We start from the raw sequence: 12260 nt of genomic DNA on the forward strand, positions 1-12260 counted from the left end.
AAATGCAGTTAGTTTCCCGCCGCATGGCTGTTGAAAGCCGGCGGCTTATCAACCTCGCCTGGCCTTTGCTGATTGCCCAGGTGACCCAGATGATGATGGGTGTTATTGATACCATCATGGCTGGCCGGTACAGCGCCACCGACATGGCAGCAGTAGCTCTGGGATTCAGCATTACCATTCCATTGATGAGTTTTTTGCAGGGCCTGGCATTTGCCATTCCTCCCCTTATCTCCCGCTTGCATGGAAAAGGCCAGACGAATCAGATTGCCAATGCCGCCCAGCAAGCCGGTTATCTGTTACTCTGCATAAGCCTGCTTATCGTGGCCATATTTCCGTTTACCGGCCAATTAGTGGCGCTTTTCCCCATGGAAGAGGCCTTGTATACCATTACCGTAGACTATGTGCGCTACGTATTGCTGGCCATGCCAGGCTTTGCTCTTTACCAGTGGCTACGAAACTATTGCGAAGCACTTGGCAACACCAAGCCGACCATGGTAATCACGGTCATTGGGCTGTGCTTCAACGTTTTGGGCAACTATCTGTTTATTTACGGTGCCGGGCCCATCCCTGCTTTTGGTGGCGCAGGCTGTGGTTTGGCAACCTGCCTGGTTATTTATGCAATGTTATTCGCCACTCTCTTTTACACCCGTTATGCTCCGAGGCTGGCTCGCTACAGGCTGTTTGACACTCTCCATCGCCCACAATTGCGCCAGATAATGCGTACCTTCGGCCTCGGCTTACCCATCGCCATGACCTTACTGTTTGAGGTTACTCTGTTTGCTGTGGTTGCCCTGCTGCTGGCCCCCTTTGGCGCCAGCACAGTTGCCGCGCATCAGGTAGCACTGAATTTCTCGGCACTGATGTTTATGTTCCCGCTGAGCATGGGTATGGCTATCTCCATTCAGGTAAGTTACCGCATAGGCCAGAGCCGCCCGAGGCAAGCGCGCATTGCAGTCAAAAGCGCGTTACTGATTGGGCTATTGGTTGCCATCGCCACAGCTACCTTTACGGTACTGGCCAAAAAAGCCATCATCAGTTTGTATACCACGGATCAGGCCGTCGTTGAGCTGGCCAGCGCTTTGCTGATTTATGCCGCTTTGTTTCAGTTCTCGGATGCGGTCCAGGTCATATCCGCCAACACCCTGCGCGGGTTCAAGGATACGACTGCCATGTTCATCATTACCTTTTGCGCCTACTGGCTGATAGGTTTACCCACCGGCATCATTCTTGGCCGCACAGACTGGCTAACCGATGCCCCCATGTCCGCAGCGGGCTTCTGGATAGGCTTTATTGTGGGCTTGAGCAGCGCCGCCGTATTACTGGGCGGCAGGGTTTACGTATTGCAGAAGCGAAAGCTCGGCTAGCTTTTCCCATGATGCCGGTTATCCCCTTCCGCATCGGTTGAATTCTGTGGCGACAGCTTTTGTTGCCACAGATCACCGATAAGGGGATCGTCTCCGCCGTCAGTCTCCCAGGAATAACGTTTGAGCATTGGTTTCGGGTCACGGCGCCACCATAGAATGGCGCTCACCACGCCGCCCAGGGCACCGAAAAAATGGGACTCAAACGAAATCGCAGGGTCACGGGGAAAAATGCTCATCACCATGCCCCCATAGAGAAAAAAGGCGATCATCATTAACCCAACCGAGCGCCCGTCGCGACGAAATATGGCAACAAAAAACAGAAAGAAAAACAGCCCGTGGCTGACCCCGCTGGCGCCCAGATGCACGGCATCACGGCCAAACACCCACACACCGATTCCCGATGCCAGCCAACAGGCAAGCAGCACTCTGATGCGCGATTTTGGGTATCCGTACACCAGCGCACTGCCCAAAACCAGTAGTGGCATAGTATTGTTAAACAGATGCTCGTAGGAACCATGCACCAGGGGCGCACTGAATATCCCATACCATCGGCCCGTTTCTAGGGGCACTATTCCCAGCCGCCCCAGCGGCAGATCAAACAATACCCCTGCCGACTGAATCACCCACAATAACGCAACCATGCACACACTAATGGTAATGGCCCGGGACACTGAATAGCTTTGCATAACGTTCATAGCTGTAATACCAATCCACATAGTAAAGTTTTCACTCAGCGCGAGAATTCCGGCGTCCTGATAAAGAAATCACTTGCAGGTTTGGTGGTTCCAAATCAAAAGTGATTGATGCAGTCTAGGAAGTCGGAAGGCCGCGCCCTTCGGGAATCCCAAGGGCTAACCCTCTCCACGTTACTCGACTTTGAAAGGCCTGGGCATTCCTGCAATCGAGCGCCTTGATAGGGTTAGCCCTGGGGATTCTGAGCTGATCACTTTACTATGTGGATTGGTATAACATGGGAACTCTGCCGGCGAAATGCAATTGGCCGGGAGTCATTCATTCAGCAATGAAACTTTGCCCAGTCTTCCGGAGTGTCAATATCCCACTCAGCCTCGGGGTGTATCACTCCCTCACAGGTAGATGGAACTGTCATGGCTCCCTGACGCAACACCCACGCCGCGCCCCGGTCCCCTGTGAGCATGGTGAGTGTCTTACAATGCTCAACCGGGAATATGGCCGGGGCTGTGAGCCTGTCTTTCCAGGCACTGGCAACCATCTTGTGTGGACTTTGGTTTGAAGCCTTTACCAGCTTAGACAGGCTCGCTGTACTGACCCGGGGTTGATCACCCAATCCAATCAGCCAGTGGCTGGTTGCAGGAAACCGGGCCAGCCCGGCACTCAGCCCGCTGGCAAGACTGTTGCCCATACCCTGTTGCCAGTGCGGATTATAGTGGCAGATCACATCCGGGCGACGAATCTGGGAAGACAGCGCCTTGTGATACGCGCCGGTCACAAGTACCACTGGCTGAAGGGTAAGCGGCGCATAGACACCAATGACCTGCTCAATCAGGCTTTTTCCGCCTGAGGTTTCAAGCAGTTTATTGCGGCCATAACGGCTTGCGCTGCCGCCCGCCAGTAATACAACTCCTAACCGATACTGCAAGGTTGGCCTTTGAGCGGTCTGGCGTTGCGCTGAAACAGGGTGGCATGTGCCTGGGCCAACATTGACAGTGCAATGGATTCAGGCAGGTCCCCTCCGATTGCGAGCCCTGCCGGAGCCTGAAGCGCAACAGGAAGTTGCGATTCTTCAAGTTGTGCTTGCTGCAGCACTTTTTCGCTGCGATGAAAAGGCCCCAGCAGCGCCAGATACCTGAGACTGGTGGGAGGCTGGCGCGCTATGGTTTGCAGGGCGCTGGCGTCCATTTTTACCTGATGGTGCATCACAATTAGGGCGTCACAGCGTATAAACCACTCGCAGTCGGCCAGGAATTCGGGCTTTGAATCGTCGACATGGTGGGCGCTGGGAAATTCGCTGCGGCGTGCATAACGGGCACGGGGATCATTCACGGTCACCAGCCAGCCCAAATTGGCCGCCATGTTCGCCAATGGCTGCGCATCGACTCCACCTCCGAGAATACCAAGATGCACAGGAGGCTGAACGGTATGGGTAAACCAGCTTTGTGAAGCAGGCTCACCCGAGACGATTTTCCCACAGGCAATTCCGGCTTCGAGTGACTGGGCATAAACCACGGTTTGTTTGCGTTGCAGGGCCCGGAACAGCTTATCCAGTTCCAGGTACAGATTGTCCGCGCTGATGGGCTGCAGCAACAGCCTGACTTCTCCGCCACAGCCAATGCCCAGCCGCCAGGCAATATCCCCTTCTTCCTGCATGTCGTAAACAACCTGACGGCTGGTATTGGTTTCCCAGCACTTCCTGGCCTGATGAAACAGATCCTGCTCCAGGCAGCCACCACTAATCAGCCCCAGCTGCTGCCCCTGATCACTGAACAACATGGTAGCGCCCCGTTTGCGATACGCGGAGCCCTGGGTACCGATAACCGTTGCCAGTAGCCAGCGGCCTGTATCTCGCTGCGGGTACCAGTGTTCAAGCAAATGGTAGATATGATGATTCATATCCCTTCCCCTTCCACTCCAGCCTGAGACTGGGTTTGCCGGGTAATGGCAGACAATTGTTCGGTATGGCGCAGTACCAGGGTTTCGGCTATTTTGTCCTGAATGCCCTGCCGGTTTGGGTCCCACAATATTTGCAGAAAACCCAGTAAACCAGTGGCAAGGCCTGCGCCGTAGCCACCGTAACGGCCAAAACTTTCCCACAGCGTCATTGTAGTACCATCCAGCTTCAACACTTTGATTCCCATTAACCGCTTACCCGGCGTGTAGCCCCGCCACCATGCAGTACACACACTGTAGTACAGCGCCGCCCAGCCAAAACCTAATCCCAGATCTCCCAGAATACCCTTGATCCAGGCAATCACACTGTGAGAATTTTCCACACTGTCGGGCTGCGGTGCCGGCTCTGCGCCAGTGGGCGAGGCAGTCTGCGCTGAAGACAGAGGCGTGTCCGTCTGGGCTGGCTCTTCCGTACCTGCCGGGTCGGATCCTGGGGTTTGAACAGACTGATAGGCACTGTTGAACACAGCGCTGAGCTGCATTGATTGCTCTGCAGTTAAAGTCTGCTGTTCCAACAATTCGGTGAAAAACTCCATCGCTTTTTCCTGCCCGACACCAGATTCGCCTAAAGATTCTCCGAACGAGCCGGCAACCTCCGACATGCAATCGGTTTTACCGTCGCACTGATTCCAGCCCAGAATAAACGCCCCTTTGATCAACGAGCTTTCCAGCCCATTGACCTCAATGAACTTGTCATCCCACTCACTGGTTTGCTGGTACCCTTCAATGGTTACCCAAGCGATCAAAAACAACAGCACAGCCCCACTGACCCGCAGAATTTTCCGGGTTGCGCTGCGCTCTTCACGATGAGCAAGATTGCTGCCGGCTTTAAAAAACGTCAACGACAACAACAGGGCCAGAAAAATTGAGTTCGCACCACTTAAAATGGCAACCACAGCCAAATCAATTCCTTGTGCCAACACACGCCGCCACGGTGAAGCCAAAGGCTGCCCAAGTAATTCTTCGGCCACCTGAAAAGCATAAGGCGTAACTATCTGGCGGGTTTCCCGGTTGCCAGAACCACTGCTGTTATCGGAATAGGACGCCTGGGGCGGTATACTGCGTTCTGACATGACTTAATCCTTGCTTTATCCCTGCGCGATTTTTCATAAAACATCAATATAAACAGATGTCCCACCTAACTCCAGTTACGTGTTGGCTGCCCCTCGACTGAGGCACTGAATACTTGCAGCCAGGCCCTCCAGTGTCAGCGGAAACATGCGCTGTGACATCAGTTCCTGGATGATCCGTATTGAAGAATAATGCTGCCAGTAATTCTGCGGCTGGGGGTTGAGCCAGACCGCTTTGGTAAAATGGTCGGTAAGGCGCTGCAGCCAAAGCGCTCCCGGCTCATCATTCCAGTGTTCTACACTGCCGCCCGGATAAGTGATCTCATAAGGCCCCATGGTCGCATCGCCCACGAACACCAGCTTGTAGTCCCGGCCATAACGATGAATGATGTCCCATACCGATATCCGTTCGCGGTCCCGACGAGCATTGTCCTTCCATACCCCTTCATACACACAATTGTGAAAATAAAAGTACTCGAGATACTTGAATTCGCTGTGCACAGCGGAAAACAGTTCCTCTGTGGTGCGCACATACGGGTCCATCGAACCGCCCACATCGAAAAACATTAAAAGCTTCACGGCATTATGGCGCTGTGGAACCATATGAATGTCCAGCAAACCACCTTTTCTGGCTGTTTCGCCAATGGTCGTTGGCACATCCAGTTCTTCACTGGCGCCGGTGCGAGCGAACTTACGCAATTTACGAAGCGCCATTTTAATATTGCGGGTACCCAATTGGGCATCGCCGGACAGGTTCTGAAAGCGTCGCTGATCCCACACTTTTACGGCGGAAAAATTGCGATTGCCGCTTTGCCCCATACGCACACCTTCCGGGTTATAGCCGTATGCACCAAACGCCGACGTGCCGCCGGTACCTACCCACTTGTTGCCGCCCTGGTGACGTTTTTGCTGTTCCTCCAGCCGTTGTCTGAGAGTTTCCATCAGCTTTTCCAGCCCTCCCATTGCCTTTATTCTGGCTTTTTCTTCGTCGCTGAAGGTTCGCTTTAACGCATCACGCAACCACTCATCAGGAATGGATTCAAAGAATAAATCCCGCGATTGCACACCATCAAAATAGTCTGCAAAGGCCCTGTCAAACTTGTCAAACTGGGTTTCGTCTTTCACCAGCACCGTGCGGGCAAGAAAATAAAAGCCTTCCATATCAGCGTGCACAACGTGTTTTTCCAGCGCCGCAAGTAAATCGAGCAACTCTCTCAGGCTACAGGGAACACCGTATTGTCGAAGCGTGAAGAAAAACCGGATCAACATCAGCGACGGGCCAGAAACGCCAGCTTTTCGAACAGATGAATATCCTGTTCGTTTTTGAGCAGCGCGCCGTAAAGCGGTGGAATGCTGGCGGTGGTGTCTTTGTTCCTAAGAGCTTCGGGGGCAATGTCTTCCGCCACCAATAGCTTCAGCCAGTCGATGAGTTCTGAAGTCGAGGGTTTCTTCCTAAGCCCCGGAACCTCGCGCAATTCAAAGAAAGCCGCCAAAGCTTCATCCAGCAACTGCTTTTTTAGCTTAGGAAAATGCACAGCCACAATCTCACGCATTTCCTGTTCAGACGGAAACTGGATGTAATGAAAGAAGCAGCGGCGCAAAAACGCATCCGGCAGCTCTTTTTCGTTATTGGATGTTATTATCACTATGGGGCGCTGGGCTGCGGTAACCGTTTGCTGGGTTTCGTAAACAAAGAACTCCATTTTATCGAGTTCCTGCAATAAATCGTTGGGAAACTCTATGTCGGCCTTGTCAATTTCATCAATCAGCAACACCGGCCGTGTATCCGCCTCGAAGGCCTGCCACAGTTTCCCTTTCACAATATAATTGGCAATGTTATGAACCCGTTCATCGCCCAGTTGCGAATCCCGCAAACGGGAAACCGCATCGTATTCATACAACCCCTGCTGGGCCTTGGTGGTAGATTTGATGTGCCACTGGATCAAATTCGTGTTCAGGCTTCGGGCCAGTTCCTGCGCCAGCATGGTTTTGCCGGTGCCTGGCTCGCCTTTGATGAGTAACGGCCTTTCCAGGGTAATGGCGGCGTTTACCGCCAGTTGCAGCTCCTTGCTGGCGATATAATTTGCAGTACTTTGAAATGCCATAGACTTGCCTCAGAGCAGTATTTTACAGAAGTTCGTAACAATCTTTTCAATTAACCATATCATATAGCGAAAAAGCACTTTGCATTTTCGCGTTTGCCGCCAATGATATAGGGGTAACGTGTAATATCCCAATCAAGGATATCAATAAATATCTATCGGGTTTGGCAGCGCAGTCATCTAACAAAAAATCTGTGTCAGCAACCTGAACCATCGGGAACCCCTTTAAACAGGTAAGGAACCAGAATGCAATTATTCGACGACAACTCACTTTCCATTGGCCGCACTCCACTGGTAAAACTCAACCGTGTAACGAGTGGCAATGTTTACGCCAAAATTGAATCCCGCAACCCAAGTTTCAGCGTTAAGTGCCGTATTGGTGCCAACATGATCTGGGATGCCGAAAAACGCGGCGTGCTCAAGCCGGGCAAAGAAATCGTTGAACCCACCAGTGGTAACACCGGTATTGCACTGGCATTCGTTGCCGCTTCCCGTGGCTACAAGCTGACCCTGACCATGCCCAGCAGTATGAGTCTGGAACGACGCAAGCTGCTTAAGGCGCTGGGTGCCAATCTGGTTCTGACCGAAGCGCCAAAAGGCATGAAAGGCGCAGTGGCTGCAGCCCAGGAGATCGTCAATTCCGATCCTGAAAAATTCGTACTGCTGCAACAGTTTGACAACCCGGCCAACCCGGAAATTCATGAAAAAACCACCGGGCCTGAAATCTGGGAAGACACAGACGGTAAAATCGAAGCCTTTGTCGCTGGCGTTGGCACTGGCGGCACCATTACCGGTGTCAGCCGTTACATCAAAAACACCCAGGGCAAAGCCATTACGTCAGTCGCCGTTGAACCAACCGATTCACCGGTTATAACCCAGGCCAAAGCCGGTCAGGAACTGACTCCGGGGCCACACAAAATCCAGGGCATTGGAGCCGGATTCATCCCGGGCAACCTGGACCTGGATCTGGTTGACGAAGTTGAACAGGTTACCAATGAAGAGTGTATGGAAATGGCTCACCGCCTGATGAAAGAAGAAGGTATTCTGGCCGGCATATCTTCCGGTGCTGCGGTTGTCGCTGCCAAGCGCTTTGCTGAGCGCCCGGAAAACAAGGACAAGCTGGTTGTAGTATTGCTGGCCAGTGGTACTGAACGTTACCTGAGCAGCCCCTTGTTTGCAGGAGCCTTCTCGGATCAGGAAGAAGTACAGTAATATCAATATGTAATGGAAATTACAAAGCGAGGCACCATGCCTCGCTTTTTTTTTAGGCGGGGTTTTGTTATTTTGAATCGCACAATGAAATCGCCTGACGTTTCTGATGTCTGGAGCCAAGCACATCCGGCCCACCGGATTGCACCAATTGAAACGAGATCACAGTATGTTTTCCAAGTTCCTTCTTTTTCCTGTCTTTTTGGCAATGGTATTGAGCCTCGCTGGCTGTGGTGAAAAAGAACCGGGTGTTGGCCGCTATGGTATGCTCGATGAAAGCACCCCTGAATACACCGCAGTGCGCTTTATGCGCAGCATTTATCATGAAGATTCGGTTGACGTAGCCATCAGCCTGAGCACTGAGTCGATGGCCCGGGTTTTGAAAAATTACCACACCAACCGCAACGTTCAGCGCCACGTGATGAACCTGACCTTCGACAGTGTGGAAATAACGCCTGAGGGTGGTTCCAACGTAGGGCGAACCGAGTATGCACAGAAAGCCACCATTACGGTGTTCTTCAGCGGTATGAAAAATGAGGAACGCACCGAAGACTTACGCAGGGTAGATTTAGTCAAGGTGGACGGCGACTGGAAAATTGATCGCGTCCACCCTGACCATTTTCTTTGATTCAGGTGTTACTCGCCTGCTGCCAGACCTTCCCTGCGGGGGTCGGCACCACCGATCAATTTGCCAGCCTTGAGCTGGATGCCATGCAGGCCACTGTTTAAATCCATGATTTTAACCGGATGGCCTAACTGCTCCAGCGGTGACTGTAAGCGTTCAATCGGCGTGCCCTTCTCCAGTGCCGTGTAGTCATTACGGTTGGTCACTTTGGGTAAGTTAATCGCCTGCTGAATGTCCAGACCAAAATCCAGTACTCCAATTAATGTCTGGGCCACATAGCTGATGATACGGCTGCCACCCGGCGAACCCACCACCAGTTCCAGTTGGCCATCCGGAGCAAACACCATAGTGGGACTCATGGCACTGCGTGGCCGCTTATGAGGCTCTACCCGGTTTGGCACAAGAGCCTGGTCTTTCACGGACTGAAAAGAGAAATCGGTTAGCTGATTATTAAGCAAAAAACCCTCCACCATCAGACCGGAACCGAACATAAACTCAATGCTGGTGGTCATGGAAACGGCATTGCCCTGTTTATCGACTATAGAAATATGACTTGTGTTGGGCTGCTCAATGGAAACTCCGGCAGCCAGACGAACGTTTGCATAGGGCTGACCGGCCTGTGCCACTTCCCACTTACGGTCGGGTGCAATACCCTTTGCCCGCTCTCCCAGATAGTCCGTCGCCAACAAAGGTTCAATCGGCATCCGGGTAAAATCGGTGTCAGCTATGTAACGCTCTCGGTCCGCGAAGGTTTTGGCGCTGGCCTGTGCGAACATATTGACGAAAGCCACACTGTCAGGGGTGTATTGGGATAGCGTTTGTGGCTCGAGCATTTTCAGTAACTGAAACACATTGACGCCACCAGAACTTGGCGGAGCCATTCCGCATATCCGGTAAACGCGGTAATCACCGCACACCGGTTCACGCTCTACCACTTTGTAGCCAGCCAGATCATCCAGCGTCATCCTGCCCGCATTAATACTGGCATTATTCACTGTAGCTACTATTTTTTCTGCCAGTTCGCCGGTGTACATATAATCAGCGCCTTGCTGCGCCAGGCCTTTAAGTGTTTTGGCCAGTGCGGGGTTCTGCTTCACTGTACCCGCTTTTACCGGCTCGCCGCCCGGGAAAAAATACGCCGCACTGTCGCGGAAGGTTTTGAGCCCCGGGTGATAGTCCAGCGCTACCAGTTTTGCCATACGGGGGGAAACCGTAAAGCCGTTTTGCGCGGTACTGATGGCATCACTGAACAACGCATTCCAAGGCAGCTTACCAAATTTTTGCTGTGCCACTTCCAGTGCTTTCACAGCCCCGGGAACACCCACCGACTTGCCACCCACAACGGCTTCCAGCCACCCCATAGGTTTGTCGCCGTTCATAAACCAGTTGGGGTCCACGGCAGCAGGTGCCATCTCCCGGCCATCGAAAGTGTGCAGACGCTTGTTTTTGTTGTCCCAGTAAAGGATAAAAGCGCCACCACCCAGCCCGGAGCTTTGCGGCTCCACCAGAGTCAGCATGGCCTGCACCGCCACAGCGGCGTCAATTGCACTCCCGCCCTGCTCAAGGATGTGCTTTCCAGCTTCAGATGCGTAGGGGTTGGCAGCAACGACCATGTAGTCATCGGTAACCACGGCTTTCTTGTCGATGTAACCTGTGGCCGCTTCCGGTTCACGGGTCTCAACCGGAGTAAGTTTATCGGCCCAGGCACAACCGGCAAGCCAGAAGGCTCCCAGGGCAACAGCCAGTTTCAGAGTGACAGTGGATTGACGATACAGCAAAATCGAGTATTCCTTTATTTGAATTTATCCGGGTCTATCGGGCGTTTGTGTAAAAAGGCATCGAACGCTTCCTGGGCCGCTTCGGTAGTTAACGCTTCCAGAAATACGTCCATCTCTATTCCCATGTACTGATGAATGTTATCCCGATCAAAACACATTAGTTGTTTGGTCTGCATCAACGCAAATGTGGGCTTGGCCACCAGTTTACTGCATACGGTTTGTACGTGGGCGTCCAATTGCTCTGGCTCAAGCACCTGGCTGACCAGTCCGAACTGTTCTGCTTCCCGGGCACCAAAGGGCTCTCCCAACATCAACCACTCACTGGCCTTACGATGACCAGCCAATTTAGGCAGCAGGTAGCTTGACGCATATTCAGGAACCAGCGCCAGATTGATGAACGGCAAAACAAATTTACTGGTGGTTGCAGCATAGACCAAATCACAATGTAACAGCATGGTGGTACCAATGCCAACTGCCATGCCCTGCACCTTGGCCACTACAGGTTTTTCGAAATCAGCCAGCGCGCGCATAAACGCCGATACCTCAGTGACATTTCCGGTACCGCGGCCAGACGCAAAATCGCTGATGTCGTTGCCTGCAGTAAAGCTGTCTCCCTGCCCCTCCAGCAGCACCACCTTGATACCATCATCATTTTGCGCTTCGGTTAATGCATCAGCCATTTGCTGATACATCATGCGGGTTAAGGCATTTTTTTTCTGTGCCCTGGCCAGCGAGATAGTCAATACGCCTTTATCCACACTGCAATGAATTTCACTCATAAATACCTCCACTTGACGAGTTTATGCCGGATTAAATGTTATTTTTCTGTATCATAGCCAGTCATTCAACCAAACAACAATCACATTCAATGATAGTCTCTTTGCCGTACCGCCCCACCCAATGTTTGGGGCCCCTTCTGATTGCCCTACTGGCCATACTGGGATTTCTGTTTTCTCCGTACTCTAACGACTGGTTCGCCTACGACCGCTACGCCATTGAAGGGTTTGAAACCTGGCGACTGATAAGCGGCAATATTGTGCATACCAACGGTTTTCATCTGTTGCTGAACCTGGCAGGGCTGATATTGCTGTGGGCCCTGCACGGTGATCACTATCGCATTGGTCTGTTTCTGAAGCTGTTCGTCTGGTGTTGTCTGGGGACCAGTCTGGGCATTTACTTTTTCTCACCCAGTCTCATCTGGTACGCAGGCCTGTCTGGCGCATTGCACGGCGTATTTATCTGGGGTGCCTGTATGGACATCCGGATGGGCATAAAGTCAGGCTGGCTATTGCTTGCAGGCATCGTCTTCAAACTTGGTATGGAACAATGGCAGGGAAGCAGTGCCGAACTGGCAGAACTGATTGATGCCAATGTGGCGGTTGATGCCCATTTGTACGGCGCAATAAGCGGGTTGGCGCTGTTTTTGGTGATGTGGGCTTTGAGCCGCCCAGCGCAAAAGTAAAGCA

General features: G+C 52.5%; 12 protein-coding genes. 4 read left to right on the forward strand and 8 right to left on the reverse strand.

Translation table 11 applies throughout. From position 1 onward, the window contains the following. Positions 1-2 precede the first annotated feature (2 nt). Positions 3-1364, forward strand: a complete 1362-nt coding sequence (locus tag DXV75_RS04685) for an MATE family efflux transporter (protein ID WP_115592243.1) — start codon at positions 3-5, stop codon at positions 1362-1364. On the opposite strand, the gene DXV75_RS04690 is transcribed toward DXV75_RS04685, so the two are convergent. The 6 genes from DXV75_RS04690 to DXV75_RS04715 all read right to left on the reverse strand — a co-directional run bounded on the left by DXV75_RS04690 (position 1361) and on the right by DXV75_RS04715 (position 7185). Further along, the gene (locus tag DXV75_RS04690) at positions 1361-2050 is read right to left on the reverse strand and encodes a rhomboid family intramembrane serine protease (RefSeq protein ID WP_245953121.1); all 690 of its coding nucleotides are present in this window, start codon (positions 2048-2050) and stop codon (positions 1361-1363) included. The two genes, DXV75_RS04685 and DXV75_RS04690, sit on opposite strands and share 4 nt — an antisense overlap. Positions 2051-2379: 329 nt before the next feature. Then, positions 2380-2982: a nucleotidyltransferase family protein gene (locus tag DXV75_RS04695; protein ID WP_181898355.1), complete on the reverse strand. Its 603-nt coding sequence runs from the start codon at positions 2980-2982 to the stop codon at positions 2380-2382. Next, entirely contained in the window at positions 2967-3953 is a 987-nt protein-coding gene (locus tag DXV75_RS04700) for an XdhC family protein (RefSeq protein WP_115592245.1), read from the reverse strand. Before DXV75_RS04700 ends, DXV75_RS04695 begins: the two co-directional genes overlap by 16 nt. Beyond that, the gene (locus DXV75_RS04705; RefSeq protein ID WP_115592246.1) at positions 3950-5083 is read right to left on the reverse strand and encodes an RDD family protein; all 1134 of its coding nucleotides are present in this window, start codon (positions 5081-5083) and stop codon (positions 3950-3952) included. Before DXV75_RS04705 ends, DXV75_RS04700 begins: the two co-directional genes overlap by 4 nt. A 75-nt stretch (positions 5084-5158) precedes the next feature. Beyond that, complete coding sequence (locus DXV75_RS04710) at positions 5159-6349, reverse strand: vWA domain-containing protein (RefSeq protein WP_115592247.1); 1191 nt, start codon at positions 6347-6349, stop codon at positions 5159-5161. Further along, entirely contained in the window at positions 6349-7185 is an 837-nt protein-coding gene (locus tag DXV75_RS04715; RefSeq protein ID WP_115592248.1) for an AAA family ATPase, read from the reverse strand. The genes DXV75_RS04710 and DXV75_RS04715 overlap by 1 nt, the downstream gene beginning before the upstream one ends. Before the next feature lie 243 nt (positions 7186-7428). On the opposite strand from DXV75_RS04715, the gene cysK reads away from it, so the two are divergent. Beyond that, a complete protein-coding gene (gene cysK, locus DXV75_RS04720; RefSeq protein ID WP_115592249.1) occupies positions 7429-8394 on the forward strand; it encodes a cysteine synthase A in 966 nt (321 codons plus the stop codon). 166 nt (positions 8395-8560) lie between these two features. Next, the gene (locus tag DXV75_RS04725) at positions 8561-9019 is read left to right on the forward strand and encodes a nuclear transport factor 2 family protein (protein WP_115592250.1); all 459 of its coding nucleotides are present in this window, start codon (positions 8561-8563) and stop codon (positions 9017-9019) included. An 8-nt stretch (positions 9020-9027) separates the two neighbouring features. Here the strand turns inward: DXV75_RS04725 and ggt are convergent, their stop codons facing one another. Further along, positions 9028-10794, reverse strand: a complete 1767-nt coding sequence (ggt, locus tag DXV75_RS04730) for a gamma-glutamyltransferase (RefSeq protein ID WP_245953122.1) — start codon at positions 10792-10794, stop codon at positions 9028-9030. A gap of 14 nt (positions 10795-10808) precedes the next feature. Then, positions 10809-11573 (reverse strand): enoyl-CoA hydratase, encoded by a 765-nt coding sequence (locus DXV75_RS04735; RefSeq protein WP_115592251.1) that lies wholly within the window; start codon positions 11571-11573, stop codon positions 10809-10811. An 89-nt stretch (positions 11574-11662) separates the two neighbouring features. Between DXV75_RS04735 and rrtA the strand changes: the two genes are divergently transcribed. Continuing rightward, positions 11663-12256: a rhombosortase gene (gene rrtA / locus DXV75_RS04740; RefSeq protein WP_181898356.1), complete on the forward strand. Its 594-nt coding sequence runs from the start codon at positions 11663-11665 to the stop codon at positions 12254-12256. Positions 12257-12260 lie beyond the last annotated feature (4 nt).

Origin of the sequence: Alteromonas aestuariivivens (assembly GCF_003367475.1) — a bacterium.
GTDB lineage: Bacteria > Pseudomonadota > Gammaproteobacteria > Enterobacterales > Alteromonadaceae > Alteromonas > Alteromonas aestuariivivens.